Source organism: Streptomyces sp. NPDC001401 (assembly GCF_042895385.1).
Lineage (GTDB): Bacteria > Actinomycetota > Actinomycetes > Streptomycetales > Streptomycetaceae > Streptomyces.
Genome location: NZ_JBIAWI010000001.1, coordinates 757,123 through 770,113, shown reverse-complemented (window position 1 = coordinate 770,113; position 12,991 = coordinate 757,123). Strand labels below are relative to the sequence as shown.

Annotated in this window: 14 protein-coding genes; 7 read left to right on the top strand and 7 right to left on the bottom strand. The window is 70.4% G+C overall.

Annotated elements, in window-relative coordinates:
- Positions 1-112: 112 nt before the first annotated feature.
- Positions 113-580: a DUF1992 domain-containing protein gene (locus ACFY10_RS03600; protein ID WP_390663382.1), complete on the bottom strand. Its 468-nt coding sequence runs from the start codon at positions 578-580 to the stop codon at positions 113-115.
- A gap of 81 nt (positions 581-661) precedes the next feature.
- Between ACFY10_RS03600 and ACFY10_RS03595 the strand changes: the two genes are divergently transcribed.
- Positions 662-1,054 carry a hypothetical protein gene (locus tag ACFY10_RS03595; RefSeq protein ID WP_390663380.1) on the top strand — a complete coding sequence of 131 codons (393 nt, stop codon included), beginning with the start codon at positions 662-664 and terminating at the stop codon, positions 1,052-1,054.
- Between the two features lie 46 nt (positions 1,055-1,100).
- Here the strand turns inward: ACFY10_RS03595 and ACFY10_RS03590 are convergent, their stop codons facing one another.
- On the bottom strand, positions 1,101-1,772 hold the full coding sequence (locus ACFY10_RS03590) for an O-methyltransferase (RefSeq protein WP_390663379.1): 672 nt from the start codon (positions 1,770-1,772) through the stop codon (positions 1,101-1,103).
- 102 nt (positions 1,773-1,874) lie between these two features.
- Positions 1,875-3,008 carry a DUF2330 domain-containing protein gene (locus tag ACFY10_RS03585; RefSeq protein ID WP_390663378.1) on the bottom strand — a complete coding sequence of 378 codons (1,134 nt, stop codon included), beginning with the start codon at positions 3,006-3,008 and terminating at the stop codon, positions 1,875-1,877.
- 150 nt (positions 3,009-3,158) lie between these two features.
- Between ACFY10_RS03585 and ACFY10_RS03580 the strand changes: the two genes are divergently transcribed.
- The gene (locus ACFY10_RS03580) at positions 3,159-5,204 is read left to right on the top strand and encodes a bifunctional glycosyltransferase 87/phosphatase PAP2 family protein (RefSeq protein WP_390663376.1); all 2,046 of its coding nucleotides are present in this window, start codon (positions 3,159-3,161) and stop codon (positions 5,202-5,204) included.
- Positions 5,205-5,317: 113 nt separating this feature from the next.
- Here ACFY10_RS03580 and ACFY10_RS03575 read toward each other — a convergent pair whose 3' ends face one another.
- Positions 5,318-6,553 (bottom strand): cytochrome P450, encoded by a 1,236-nt coding sequence (locus ACFY10_RS03575; RefSeq protein ID WP_390663375.1) that lies wholly within the window; start codon positions 6,551-6,553, stop codon positions 5,318-5,320.
- 257 nt (positions 6,554-6,810) lie between these two features.
- Between ACFY10_RS03575 and ACFY10_RS03570 the strand changes: the two genes are divergently transcribed.
- Positions 6,811-7,980 (top strand): steroid 3-ketoacyl-CoA thiolase, encoded by a 1,170-nt coding sequence (locus ACFY10_RS03570; RefSeq protein ID WP_390663373.1) that lies wholly within the window; start codon positions 6,811-6,813, stop codon positions 7,978-7,980.
- Between the two features lie 64 nt (positions 7,981-8,044).
- Here ACFY10_RS03570 and ACFY10_RS03565 read toward each other — a convergent pair whose 3' ends face one another.
- Positions 8,045-8,665, bottom strand: coding sequence for a hypothetical protein (locus ACFY10_RS03565; RefSeq protein ID WP_390663372.1), 621 nt, complete (start codon positions 8,663-8,665; stop codon positions 8,045-8,047).
- A gap of 174 nt (positions 8,666-8,839) precedes the next feature.
- Here ACFY10_RS03565 and ACFY10_RS03560 point away from each other — a divergent pair, with 174 nt between their 5' ends.
- The 3 genes from ACFY10_RS03560 (at position 8,840) to ACFY10_RS03550 (ending at position 10,363) form a co-directional block, all read left to right on the top strand.
- On the top strand, positions 8,840-9,370 hold the full coding sequence (locus ACFY10_RS03560) for a GNAT family N-acetyltransferase (protein WP_390663370.1): 531 nt from the start codon (positions 8,840-8,842) through the stop codon (positions 9,368-9,370).
- A gap of 70 nt (positions 9,371-9,440) precedes the next feature.
- Positions 9,441-9,893: a hypothetical protein gene (locus tag ACFY10_RS03555; protein WP_390663369.1), complete on the top strand. Its 453-nt coding sequence runs from the start codon at positions 9,441-9,443 to the stop codon at positions 9,891-9,893.
- Between the two features lie 2 nt (positions 9,894-9,895).
- Complete coding sequence (locus ACFY10_RS03550) at positions 9,896-10,363, top strand: pyridoxamine 5'-phosphate oxidase family protein (RefSeq protein WP_390663368.1); 468 nt, start codon at positions 9,896-9,898, stop codon at positions 10,361-10,363.
- Positions 10,364-10,396: 33 nt separating this feature from the next.
- On the opposite strand, the gene ACFY10_RS03545 is transcribed toward ACFY10_RS03550, so the two are convergent.
- Positions 10,397-11,092, bottom strand: a complete 696-nt coding sequence (locus tag ACFY10_RS03545) for a YoaK family protein (protein ID WP_390663367.1) — start codon at positions 11,090-11,092, stop codon at positions 10,397-10,399.
- A gap of 112 nt (positions 11,093-11,204) precedes the next feature.
- Between ACFY10_RS03545 and ACFY10_RS03540 the strand changes: the two genes are divergently transcribed.
- A complete protein-coding gene (locus ACFY10_RS03540) occupies positions 11,205-12,452 on the top strand; it encodes an alpha/beta hydrolase family protein (RefSeq protein ID WP_390664125.1) in 1,248 nt (415 codons plus the stop codon).
- Here ACFY10_RS03540 and ACFY10_RS03535 read toward each other — a convergent pair.
- Positions 12,449-12,868, bottom strand: a complete 420-nt coding sequence (locus ACFY10_RS03535; RefSeq protein WP_390663366.1) for a transglycosylase SLT domain-containing protein — start codon at positions 12,866-12,868, stop codon at positions 12,449-12,451. The genes ACFY10_RS03540 and ACFY10_RS03535 overlap by 4 nt on opposite strands.
- Between the last annotated feature and the right edge of the window lie 123 nt (positions 12,869-12,991).

Below are 12,991 nucleotides of genomic sequence, written 5' to 3'. Positions count from 1 at the left end.
GCTCATTGTGCGGAGACGGTGTGCGGGGCGCGCAACCGAATATGGGGCCCCGCGGCCACCTGCCGTGGGTCATCAACCGACGTCAGGCGAAGGGGAGTTGACAGAACGGCCCCTACACGGGTGACCCGTTCGAAGTATCCGTACCCGCGTCCCTGTCCGTGGCCGTATCCGCATCGGCCGCCGTCCGGCGCTCCCGCCACTGCCGTGCGACCTCCTCGACGTCGTACGGCTTCATACCGAGCGGAGGGCCGGGCGGCGGCTTGAACATCATGTCGCGGATCTTGACGTTGACGTCGGTGACGATCTTCCGCGCGATCCGCTCCGAGGGCGCCGCATACGCCGCCGCGAGCGCGTCCTCGGCCTCCTTGCGCAGGGCGAGCGTGGGCGGCAGCACGGAGAGACCCTCGCGGGCCATCTTCTGCTTGATCCACCACAGCTCGTCGTACGAGGTGTCGGTGCCCGCGGGCAATGGCTTGCCCGCGCCGGGCAGTTGGGTGAACTCGCCGCGCCTCTCGGCGTCACGGATCTGTTTGTCGACCCAGGACTCGAACGGGACACCCGGTGGCTTTCGCTCGGTCATGACTTCATTGTGCCGGACGCGGCATGCCCGGGCGATTTATCATGCGGCCGCTGTGTAAGGACACTTCAAGAGGAGCAGCGCGTGCTCGAACTGACCATGGCCACCGTCTCCGGGGCGGAAGAGGGGGCCACGGCCGGCATGCTCATGGCCGACGCACCCAGTGAGCCCGGTGCCGTGCTGCGGGTGGGGCGGGACACGTCCGTGTGCCGTCTGGTGACGCCCGACGACTGGCTGTTCATCTCCCGGGTCCACCTGGAGTTCCTGTGCGGCCCCGAGGGGACCTGGCAGGTGACCTGGCTGCGCGGCTCGCAGGCCGACCCGTCCTCCGAGGTCCGGCTGATCGTCGGGGAGTACGCGCAGCCGCTCGTCTACGGCGGCACGGTGGCACTGCCCAGGGGCGGCAGCGGCGAGATCGTCGTCCAGGACCGCACCGCCCCGCGCAGCGTCAACGTCGGCTTCTACCACGAGTTCTGACGAAGAAGCCAAGAAGCCCAACAAGCCGACAAGCCGACGAGCAGGGCTACGCCAGCACGCGCGCGAGTGCGAAGCCGTCGTAGCCCTTGCTGCCCACCGTCTGGATCGCCGTGCCGCTCAACCGCGGGTGCGAGCCGATCAGTTCGATGGCGGCGCGGGTGCCCAGCACGTCGGGCGACTTGCTGTCCGCGTCGGCGACCTGGCCGCTGCGTACGACGTTGTCCAGGACGATCAGGCTGCCCGCGCTGGTGAGGCGGAGGGCCCACTCCACGTAGTGCGGGTTGTTGACCTTGTCGGCGTCGATGAAGACCAGGTCGAAGGGGGCCGGGTTCTCGTCGGCCAGCTTGGGCAGCGACTCCAGGGCGGGGCCGACCCGCACCTCGACGATCCGGTCGAGGCCCGCGCGCGCGATGTTGCGGGTGGCGACCTCGGCGTGCTTGGCGCTGTACTCGAGCGAGATCAGGCGGCCGTCCTCGGGCAGCGCGCGGGCCAGCCAGATGGTGCTGTAGCCGCCGAGGGTGCCGATCTCCAGGATGGTGCGGGAGCCCTGGATCTGGGCGAGGAGCTGCAGGAACTTGCCTTGGGACGGGGTGACCGCGATGGATGGGAGCCCGGCCGCCTCACTGTCGCGCAATGCGGCGTCCAGGACTGCGTCGTCCGGCGAGAGGTGGGTGGTGAAGTAGTCGTCCACGCGGTCCCAGAGCTGCGACTCGCTCATTCAGCTGTGCCTTCCGTGTGCCTAATTAGCGCTTCTAACTAGCTGCCCTAATGAATATAGCCGCGGGCCGGGTGCCCCTCAGGGAGATCATGACGGGCGGTTTCAGCTGATCGGTGGAGGCGCGTGCACGGGCGGCGGAGGCGGCACCGGGCGCCGGGAGCGTCGTACGGCGAACACGGTCACGGCCGTGACGGCGAGGGTGAAGGTGCCGACGACCGTCAGCAGCCACGCCGGGATGCCGGCCACCTTGCGCAGCCGCTCCTCGTAGATCACCTGCTGGAACGGGGTGTCCGCGGAGGCCCGGCGCAGTACGTGGTCGCCGGAGATCGACGAGGGGCGCGGGAACTCCTGGCCGATCGCGGTCAGGAACGGTGTGCCCGCGGCCAGCTCGGCCAGCGGGCCCGACTTCGCGCTGACGCGTCCGGCGTAGGTGACCCGGGGGCGGTCGCCGCCGATCGCGGAGCGGGTCTCCATGCGGTGCGCGGCGAGGACGTACAGGCCCAGGGACTGCGGGGTGCGGGCGAGGCGGGACAGGCGCATCGGGTAGACGGGCTGCCCGGACGCGAAGGTGAGGTGGAGCGGGTCGAGCGTGCCGTTCAGCGGGGCGTTCGCGGTGTCGGGGGACAGGCGGACGGCGACGTACTCCCAGCGGCGGCTCACATACGGCTGGAGGGCGTCCTCAAGGCGGGGCGGCATGGCGAAGCCGTTGGTGTCCAGCCAGGTGTTCAGGGCGGCCGGGTCGGTGGCGGTCAGGCGGGCGACGTCGAAGGGGCCGAGCTTCTGGCGGCCGACCACGCCCACGCCGGGCGCGACGGCGCCGGCCCCGGGCGGGCCGTCCGCGCTGCTGCCGTCGCCGGTGACCAGGGGCCAGTCGCCGTCCTGCGGCCAGAAGTGGTAGCGGTCGCGGTGGACGGGGGCGGTGGCGGCGGCGAGCTGGGTGAACAGCGCCGGGTCGCCGAGCTCGACCGTCGCGCGGTGCGGGACCGGCATGACCCAGGCGGCCCGGTCGGCGTCCCCGTCGACCGTCAGGCTCATCACGATCTGTTCCCGGCTGCCGTCCCAGCGGACGACGGACTCCTCACGGCCGACGCTCACCCGCTGCTGCGCCTCGGGGATCATCGCGCCACAGCCGCACGCGTACGCCGGTGCGACCAGTGACCCCAGCTGAATCCCGAGCAGGGCCAGAACGACCGCCAGTAAGCGTGCGCGTGCGCATTTCCGCAGGAAACAGGCCATTCCCCGAAGCCTCCGTGATGCCGTGGACAGGGCTTCTGACAGTACGGGTGCGGGCGCGCCTCCGGAGGCGCGCCCACTGCGGGCGCATTATGGTCATTCCGGCACAGAGGGGGCGTACGGCAGAAGCGGGGGGCTGGAGGCCTACCAGGCGTGGCGAACGTGGAGCACAGCGGCCGACCGGCGGAAACCCTCGGAGCGACGGCTGTCGGAGGGAGTCCCAGACGCCTGCATGTGGTCCGCCTGGGCCTGTGGCTGGTCGCGGCCGTACTCGCCGTACGCCAGATGGCCGTCGTCCTCCGTACGCCCAGGGGTGAGCGGCTGACGGATCTGGAGACCTGGGTCGGTCCCAACGGCGTCCTGCATGTGAAGGGATCGCTGTACGACTCCACGCGGTTCACCGGCACACCGTTCGGCGGACTGGTTCTCAAGCCCCTCACCCGGGCGGCCGAGCAGGCCCTCGGCTGGGGCTGGACCTTCGGCACGCTGCTGCTGGTGGTCGCGCTCGGCCTGATCGTGGCCCGTGCGCTGCCGCAGCCGGTGAGCCGGCGGACCTCCCTGCTCGCCGCGCCGCTCGCGATCAGCCTGCTGATGCTCTCACTGCCGGTGCGCAACACGCTGTGGCTCGGGCAGACCAGCATCATGCCGGTCCTGCTGGTGCTGGTCGGCTGCTTCGTCGTCCGCGGCGAGCGCACCAGCGGCCTGCTGATCGGTCTCGCCGCCGCCCTCCAGCCCACCGTGCTGCTCTTCGCCCCGCTGCTGTGGTTCACCGGACGCCGCCGCGCCGCGCTGTCCGCCGGGGGCACCTTCGCCGTCTGCACGGTGCTGGCGTGGGCCGCGATGCCGCACGACTCGTACACCTACTGGGTGCACCACATGGCGGGCGCCGGTCTCGGCGGCAGGGCCGACGACCTCGCCAACGAGTCCCTGCACGGCGCACTGCTCCGGCTCGGGCCGGCCGGCCCCCTCGAGATCGTCCTCTTCTGCGCGCTGGGCACGGCGGTCGCCGTTCTCGGGGTGCGCCGCGCCGTGCGCTACGCGCGCGACGGACAACTGCTCCTCGCGGTCGCGGTCACCGGCTGCGCGGCGATCGCCGTGTCGCCGACCGCCTGGCAGCACCAGCTGCTGTGGGTGCTCCTCGCGGTCGTCGGACGGGTCGGCAAGCGGGCCTCCGACCGGTTCGTGTGGCCGGTCGCCGTGGTCCTGGTGATGACGCTGCCGGCGAAGATGATGCTGCCGCACATGCCGCAGCTGAACACGCTGCGCGACGACCTGGTGGTGATCGCCGCCCTCGCCGCGGCCACCGTCGTGCCGTTCCTGTCCCGTACCTCGCCGTACTACAGCTCCCCGGTCCCGGCCGAGTACGCCGCCCCGGTCCCGGCCCGCTTCGCACACGTACCCGTCGTCCCGTTCCTGCGGCGGGTCCTCACCCGCCCGAACCTGCTCCTCGAACTCCTCCTGATCCGCGTCACCTACGCCGCCTACCAGCAGATCCGGCTCGCGGTGACCGCCGACCGGGCCACCGCGGAACACCACGGACACCAGATCCACCGGATCGAGCAGTGGCTGTCCATCGACATCGAGCACTGGGCCAACCACGCCGTGGTGAAGGTCGACTGGCTGCGCAGCTTCCTCGACTACTACTACGAGTCGTTCCACTTCGGGGTCCCGCTCACCATCCTCGCCGTGCTCTACGTGCGGCGCCCCGTGGACTACCGCTGGGCGCGCTCTGTGCTGGGCCTGGCCACCGTGATCGGTCTGCTCGGCTTCTGGCTGTACCCGCTGGCGCCGCCGCGCCTGATGCCGGGACTCGGCTTCATCGACACGGTGCACGGCGTCCAGGACTTCTCCAAGCCGGACTACGGCACGCTGACCGCGTTCACCAACCAGTACGCGGCCATGCCGTCCCTGCACTTCGGGTGGGCGCTGTGGTGCGGCATCGTCATCGTGGTGCTGGCGCCCAAGTGGTGGATGAAGCCCCTGGGGCTGCTGCATCCGCTGTTCACGGTGTCCGCGATCATCGGGACCGGCAACCACTGGATCCTCGACGCGGTCGGCGGCGCCGCCGTGATCGGGGCGGGCCTCGGGCTGCAGTACCTGCTGTCGGGCCCGCGGGCGGCCACCGCGACCGCGGCACAGGACCAATCCCTGCCCGACGCCCGGGCCGCGCAGGCCGATCGGGCGTCTTCGGGGCATTGATTCCGTGCGTCTCGCGAAGCGTCACGGGCACTCTCGGGCTCTGCTTCGGCCCGGACGGGCCGGCGGCGCCGGGATGCCGCCGGCCCGAGACCGTCGTACCGGAAGCGGAACCGTCAACCGGCCTGGACCTGAAGGTGCTTCACGCCGTTGATCCACGCGGAGCGCAGCCGGGACGGGTCGCCGGCCAGGGTGAGGCCCGGCAGGGCGTCGGCGATCGCGTTGAAGATCAGGTCGATCTCCAGGACCGCGAGGGACTTGCCCAGGCAGTAGTGCGGGCCTCCGCCGCCGAAGCCGAGGTGGGGGTTGGGGTCGCGGAGGATGTCGAAGGCGTCGGGGTCGGTGAAGACCTCCGGGTCATGGTTGGCGGAGGCGTAGAAGATCCCGACCCGGTCCCCCTTCCTGATCGACTTCCCGCCCAGTTCGGTGTCCTGAGTGGCCGTCCGCTGGAAGGAGTTGACGGGGGTCGCCCACCGCACGATCTCCTCGGCCGCGCTTTCCGGGCGCTCCTGCTTGTACAGCTCCCACTGCTCGGGATGGGTCAGGAACGCATGCATCCCGTGGGTGATGGCGTTACGGGTCGTCTCGTTGCCCGCGACGGCCAGCATCAGTACGAAGAAGCCGAACTCGTCGGAGTTGAGATTGCCTTCGTCCTCGGCCGACACCAGCGTCGTGACGATGTCCTTCGCCGGGCACTGCTTCCGGTCCGCGGCCATGTTCATGGCGTAGGCGATGAGTTCGGTGGCCGACTCGGCGCCGACCTCCTCGGTGATCGCGTACTCCGGGTCGTCGTACGAGATCATCTTGTTGGACCAGTCGAAGATCTTGGCCCGGTCGTCCTGCGGGATGCCGATGAGCTCGGCGATCGCCTGCAGGGGCAGTTCGCAGGCGACGTCGGTCACGAAGTCGAAGGGGCCGGGATGTGCGCGGGCGTTCTGCGCGATGTTGTGGGCGCGCTCGCGCAGCCGGTCCTCCAACGCCCGTATCGCGCGCGGGGTGAAGACGCGCTGCACGATCTGGCGGACCCGGGTGTGCTCCGGCGGATCCATGTTGAGGAGGATCAGCCGCTGCGCGTCGATGGCGTCGCGCTCGATGTGCTCGTTGAAGCGGATGATCGCCGTGTTGAGGTACGACGAGTACAACTCGGGGTGTGTGGAGACGTACTTGACGTCCGCGTGCCGGGTGACGGCCCAGTACCCCTCGTCCTGGAAGCCGGCGATGTTGCCCGGCTGCGGGATCCAGCGGACCGGTTCGGCAAGCCGCAGCTCGGCGAACTCCGGCAGGGGCACACGGTGGTGCAGCAGGTCGGGGTCGGTGAAGTCGAACCCGTCGGGGAGAGCTGGACAGGGCATGGGCGACTCCGGCTGAGTTCCGAGCGTCTTCTGACGGTCCATCAGGTTTCAGGTTTGCCGTGACGGTAGTAACGGGTTCTACAAGGTGCAAGAGGTACGGCAAGCCGAATTGGAGCCGTAGTGCGTGCACGACCCTTGCGGTTGTGGACGCACTGTCAGCAGACTGCTGGCAGAACTAGAACACGTACTAGTTCAGCGTGGCGGGGCCGGCCGGGACGCCCCCGCGCCGCGCGGGTACCGGAGGAGAGGATCCCCCCATGGCCGCGGAACCCGTGATCGTCGAAGCCGTCCGCACCCCCATCGGCAGGCGCGGCGGACAACTCGCCAACCTGCACCCCGCCTACCTCCTGGGCGAGACCTACCGTGAACTCCTCGGCCGCACCGGCATGCCCGCCGACGCGGTCGAACAGATCGTCGGCGGCACGGTGACGCACGCCGGCGAACAGTCCATGAACCCCGCCCGCACGGCCTGGCTGACCATGGGCCTGCCCTACGAGACGGCGGCCACGACGGTCGACTGCCAGTGCGGGTCCTCGCAGCAGGCCTCGCACATGGTGGCCAACATGGTCGCCGCGGGTGTGATCGACGTCGGGATCAGCTGCGGCGTCGAGGCGATGTCCCGGGTGCCGCTCGGGTCCGGGTCCAAGCACGGGCCCGGCAAGCCCTTCCCCGACGAGTGGAACGTGGATCTGCCGAACCAGTTCGAGGCGGCGGAACGGATCGCGCGTCATCGGGGGCTGACGCGTGAGAACGTCGACTCACTGGGCCTGATCTCGCAGGAACGGGCCGCCGCGGCCTGGGCCGAGGAGCGTTTCAAGCGGGAGACGTTCGCGGTCCAGGTCCCGACCACGGAGCAGGAACAGCGCGCCGGACAGGGCATGTGGCGGCTCGTCGACCGGGACGAGGGCCTGCGTGACACGTCGATGGAGGCCCTGGCGGGCCTGAAGCCGGTCATGCCGACGGCGATCCATACGGCGGGCAACTCGTCGCAGATCAGCGACGGTGCGTCGGCGATCATGTGGGCGTCGAAGAGGATGGCCCGCGCGCTGAGGCTGAAGCCGCGGGCGCGGATCGTCGCCCAGGCGCTGGTGGGCGCCGACCCGCACTTCCACCTCGACGGCCCGATCGACGCCACGCGCGCGGTGCTGGGCAAGGCCGGGATGTCGCTGAAGGACATCGACGTCGTCGAGATCAACGAGGCGTTCGCGTCAGTGGTGTTGAGCTGGGCTCAGGTCTTCGAGCAGGACCTGGAGAAGGTCAATGTCAACGGCGGTGCGATTGCCCTCGGGCATCCGGTGGGGGCGACGGGGGCGCGGCTGATCACCACTGCGCTCCATGAACTGGAGCGCAGCGGCAAGGAGTTCGCCCTGGTGACCATGTGCGCCGGGGGCGGACTGGCCACCGGGACGATCATTCAGCGGCTGTAGTCGTCGATGGGAACGCGTTCATGGGAACGCGTCCGTGGGAACGGCCGGCCGGCGTGCTCGGACTTCAGCCGCGGTTGATCGTCTCGCAGGTGTTCGTGACCCGGTCCAGGTTCGCGAGGTCCGCGGTGACGGTGTCGTTGAGGCCGCCCTCGCATTCGACGCGGTCGTAGCCGCCGTTGCGGCTGATGATCGTGTCGTTTCCGGCGCCGCCGCGGAAGGTGGCCCGGATCGGGTGCGCGGGCCAGCCGTCGGGGTCCGACAGATGGTCGTCCGCGGTGCCGCCGACGAGGATGTCCTGGCCGGGCCCGCCGTCGAAGGTGGCGGGGATGTTGAGATGCTCGGCCGAGAGCCGGTCGTCCCCGTCGCCGCCGTCGGCGTGGATGCCGGTGATGGCGGCGATCGTTCCGCAGGTCGCCGTGGTCGCGCTGGTCTGGGTGCAGCCGGCGCCTGCGGTGATCCCGGCCGGATCGGAGACCCGCAGGTGGGTGAGGTCGCCCGCGACGTAGAAGGTCACCCGGTTGGCCGCGCCCGAGAGCGGTACGAAGGTGACGGTCCCACCGGAGCGGGTGACCGTGCCGGTGGAGGCCGCCGCGGCGGGGGTTGCCGGCATCAGAGCCACGGCGAGTCCCGCGGCCAGTGCGGGAATGATGGCGGTGCGATGCCCGCGACCGATGAGCAAGTGCATTCCTGACTCCCATCCATGTCCGTTATGACATGGAATGCACTCTTGATCGGCCTGTTGGTGCTGTCAAACGAGCTCGTACTCCTGGATGCGGTCGCCGACAAATGGGGCGTGGGTCCGGCGGCCGGTGGTGGTAGGACGGAGTGGTTCGAGTGTCTGACGTGAGGCGGTGAGACCGTGGACGGGACGACGGTGCGTGAGATGCGCCCGGAGGACGAGCCGGGTGTGGCCGCTCTGTTCGCGTCCTGCGAGGACTACTTCGTCGCCGCGACGGGCAATCCGGCCCTCCCGGGCGATGTGCAGAGCCTGTACTACGCGCTTCCCGAGGGTGCGGACTTCGACCAGAAGCGGCTGCTGGTGATGTGCCGGGGTGCGAGCGTCGTCGGTCTGGTCGATGTCGTGGACCGCCATCCCGATGCCGAGAGCTGTTCGGTGGGCGTGTTTCTTGTCGCCCCGGAGGCCCGGCGCGAGGGAATCGGTACGAACGTCGCGGGCCGCCTGATCGAGGAGGTGGCCGGGCGGGGGATGCGGAAGGTGGCCGCCACCTGCCCGGGGAACTGGGAGCCGGGGCTGGGGTTTCTGCGGAGCCTGGGGTTCGAGATCGGTGCGCCGCAGGACTCCTCGGCGGGCGGGACGGTGGGAAACCGGACGCGGCGGCCCGAGGAGAGCGGTCTGTGCACGGCCCGGCTGCGACTCGCCGACCGATGAGCTCCACCTGTAGCCGCGGTCTCCATCGGTGACAGTGAGGGGTACCCGCAGTGACAGTGAGGAGCAGGCGATGGATGCCATTGCACGGCAGGAGACGCTGAAGCAGCTGGAGGCCCTGGTCGGCGAGTGGGTCGTCGAGGCCGAGTTGCCCGGTCAGCCGCCGATGAACGGGCGCAGCGTGTTCGAGTGGACCCTGGACGGGCAGTTCCTGGTCCAGCGCACCGAGGCCCCGAACCCCGTACCGGACAGCATGGCCCTCATCGTGGTCGACGCCGAGACCGGCTGCACGTACCACTACTACGACTCACGGGGTGTCGTACGGGTCTATGCGATGAGCTTCGCCGGCGGGTTGTGGCGGCTGCTGCGCGAGGTGGCGGACTTCTCGCCGCTGGACTTCCGGCAGCGGTACACCGGACAGCTGAGCGAGGACGGCGACACCATCCGCGGCGTCTGGGAGAAGGCGAGCGGCGACAAGGCCGAGTGGGAACTGGACTTCCCCCTCACCTACCGCAGGAGCCGCTGATCATGAATCCCGGTGAGCCCGGTGAGATAGTGCGCGGCATCGTCGACGCCGGCCTGTACATGGTGCTCGCCACCGCTGACGGGGACGGGCGGCCGTGGAGTTCTCCGGTCTACTTCGCGCATGTGGAGTACCGGGAGTTCCTGTGGGTCTCGTCCCCGGAGGCCGTGCACTCGCGCAACATCGCGGTGCGGCCCGAGGTGGGGATCGCGGTCTTCGACTCGTCGGCGGCGATCGGGACGGGCCAGGGCGCGTACATGTCCGCCGCCGCCGAACGCGTGGACGGCCCGGCGGTCGAGCGGGCGATCGAGGTCTTCTCCCGTCGCTCGGTGCTGCACGGCGGCCGGGTCTGGACGGCCGATGACGTACGGGGCGACTCCGGAATGCGGCTGTACCGAGCGGTGGCCCACGACCATTCGGTCCTGGCCAAGGACGGGCGGCCGGACCACCGGATCCCGGCCGACCTCACCTGATACGCATCCCCTGCTCGACCTGATTCGCCTCTCCTACTCGCGCCCCGAAGCCACCACCGCCAGCACCCCCGCCGCCCCCGCCGCCACCAGCAGGGGAATGCCCAGGCCGTGATGGAGCACCAGCCAGGCACCCAGCCAGGCCCCGGCGGCCATCGCCACGACGGAGGCCGAGCGGCGCGGGGAGTGGTGGCCCGAGCCGCCGCCGGCGCGGGAGTCGGAGGCGAGGCCGGTGAGGGTCATCGTCAGGACCGTCGTGGTCAGGTCGGGGATGCCGAGCTTGCGGACCGTGGCGTTGCGCAGGCCCATCGCGAAGGCCGTGAGGGCGATCAGGGTGTAGACGGTGGCGGTGGCGTGCGGGGCGGCGAAGGCGACCACGGCGGACGCGCCGACCAGGACTGCTTCTGCGGCGAGGGTGAGGCGCATCCAGGTACGGCGCGAGCCCTTGCCCAGCCGTCGCGCGACCCGCCCTCCGGCCACCGCACCCAGCAGGAAGCAGCCCAGCGAAGTCGCCGTGTGCGGCACCGAGAAGCCGGGCGCCCCTGCGGCGGCGAAGCCCAGCACCACCACGTTGCCGGTCATGTTCGCGGTGAAGACGTGCCCGAGGCCCAGATAACTCACCGCGTCGATCAGCCCGCTGACCACGGTCAGCCCCAACAGGACGGCCACCAGACGCAGTCCGCGCGCCTCGGGGTCGGCTGCGGCCTGCGTGTCTGTGCTCTGTTCGGCCATGACCTCTCCGGCGGGCGGTACGGACGCGGTGTACTCAAGTCCACCATGGACCCGGGGGACGCTCGGATGTCGGCGCGATCGTCTCGTACATAGCGTCTACGGCATGAGTGATATGAGTGATGAAGCGCGCAAATGCCATAAAACACGGGCCAGTTGGCGGACGCGGCGAGGACTCGCCGGAGCGGCCGCCCTGCTGCTCGCCGGGCTCGCCGCCGCACCGGTCGCCGCGGCGGCGGAGAGGCCGCACACCGGCCATCGCGGCAGCCTCGTCTCCATCACCCCGGTCGCCGACCACGACGCCGGAGGGGTCAGGGAGTTCCTGGCCGGGCGGGACATCGCAACCGGCTCGGTGCGGTACGGCGTCCGGGCGTACCGGCTGACGTACCGGACGGTGGATCCGTACGGCAAACCGACAACCGCGACCGGCCTCCTCACGCTCCCCAGGGGCGGGGCCCACCGGCTCGACCTGGTCTCCGACACCCACGGGACCATGGTCAAGCGCAGCTACGCGCCCTCCGCGGGCGAGGACTTCGGACGGGTCCCGTCGTATCTGAACGCGAGCGCCGGACGTGCGGTGGCCGCCCCCGACTATCTCGGCCTCGGCGCAGGCCCGGGTCCGCACCCGTATATGGACACCGCCTCGTCCGTGACGGCCTCCGTCGACATGCTGCGCGCCGCCCGCACGGCCGCGGACCGGCTCGGCCGCCCGCTCACCGGGGACGTTTACGCGACCGGTTTCTCGCAGGGCGGCCAGGTCGCGATGGCGCTCGGCAAGGCGCTCCAGTCAGGCGCGGACCAGCACTTCCGGCTGAAGGCGCTGGCCCCCGTGAGCGGGCCGTACGACCTGGAGGGCCAGGAGGTGCCGGCCCTGTTCGACGGGCGGGTCAACGACACCAGCGGCGTCCTGTACATCTCCTACTGGCTCATCGCACAGAACAGACTGCATCACTTCTACGACGACCCGGCCGAGGTCTTCCGCGCCCCGTACGCGAGCCGCGTCGAGGGCCTCTTCGACGGGAGCCACGAGGAGGACGACGTGGTCAAGGGCCTCGCGCCCAGCGTGAAACAGCTGCTCACGCCCGTCTTCCACGAGCGCCTGCAGCATCCGGCCGGGCCCGTGCTGGACGCGATGCGCTCGGCCGACCACACCTGCGACTGGAAGCCGGAGGTGCCGGTGCGGCTGTACGCCGGGGACAACGACACCGACGTCCCCATCGGCAATGCCCGCACATGCGCCCGCACCCTCGCCGGTGAGGGGGCGAGGGTGCGGGTGGTGGATCAGGGGGCCGTGGACCACTTCGGTTCGTTCGCGGTGTCGGCGCCCCATGTGGTGCGGTTCTTCGACCGGGTGGCTGATTAGTACCAGCCGTTGGCCTGCCAGAACGCCCAGGCGGCGGTCGGGCTGCCGTAGCGGGAGTTCATGTAGTCCAGGCCCCACTTGATCTGGGTCTTGGCATTGGTCTTCCAGTCCGAGCCGGCGGAGGCCATCTTCGAGCCCGGGAGGGCCTGGACCAGCCCGTAGGCGCCGGAGGAGGAGTTGGTGGCGGTGACGTTCCAGCCGCTCTCGTGCTCGACGATCTTGCTGAAGGCGTTGTACTGCGCCGCGCTCGGGATCATCTTGTGCGCGATCGCCTGGGCACTGGCGGCCGAGTCGGCGGTCGCGGCGTGAGCGGGTGCCGCGGTCAGCACCATGCCGGCGGTGGCGGCAGCCACGGCGGCGGAGGCGAGGGCCTTCTTCGGGGACGCGATGCGGCGGGCGATGCGGGAGACGAGCACGAGGAACCTTTTTCTTCGGGGACGGGGAGTCGCACTGAGTCGCACGCAGTCCCGGGAAACCCGGGGGGCATGCGTCGGCGCCGCGGCCCTGAGGGCACGTCGGCGCCGTGCGACGTCATCCAG

Bases quoted from the DNA above. Each gene is read 5' to 3' on its own strand.
- ACFY10_RS03600 (WP_390663382.1), bottom strand. From the start codon at position 580: ATGACCGAGCGAAAGCCACCGGGTGTCCCGTTCGAGTCCTGGGTCGAC.
- ACFY10_RS03590 (WP_390663379.1), bottom strand. From the start codon at position 1,772: ATGAGCGAGTCGCAGCTCTGGGACCGCGTGGACGACTACTTCACCACC.
- ACFY10_RS03585 (WP_390663378.1), bottom strand. From the start codon at position 3,008: ATGGCCTGTTTCCTGCGGAAATGCGCACGCGCACGCTTACTGGCGGTC.
- ACFY10_RS03575 (WP_390663375.1), bottom strand. From the start codon at position 6,553: ATGCCCTGTCCAGCTCTCCCCGACGGGTTCGACTTCACCGACCCCGAC.
- ACFY10_RS03570 (WP_390663373.1), top strand. From the start codon at position 6,811: ATGGCCGCGGAACCCGTGATCGTCGAAGCCGTCCGCACCCCCATCGGC.
- ACFY10_RS03565 (WP_390663372.1), bottom strand. From the start codon at position 8,665: ATGCACTTGCTCATCGGTCGCGGGCATCGCACCGCCATCATTCCCGCA.
- ACFY10_RS03555 (WP_390663369.1), top strand. From the start codon at position 9,441: ATGGATGCCATTGCACGGCAGGAGACGCTGAAGCAGCTGGAGGCCCTG.
- ACFY10_RS03550 (WP_390663368.1), top strand. From the start codon at position 9,896: ATGAATCCCGGTGAGCCCGGTGAGATAGTGCGCGGCATCGTCGACGCC.
- ACFY10_RS03545 (WP_390663367.1), bottom strand. From the start codon at position 11,092: ATGGCCGAACAGAGCACAGACACGCAGGCCGCAGCCGACCCCGAGGCG.
- ACFY10_RS03540 (WP_390664125.1), top strand. From the start codon at position 11,205: ATGAGTGATGAAGCGCGCAAATGCCATAAAACACGGGCCAGTTGGCGG.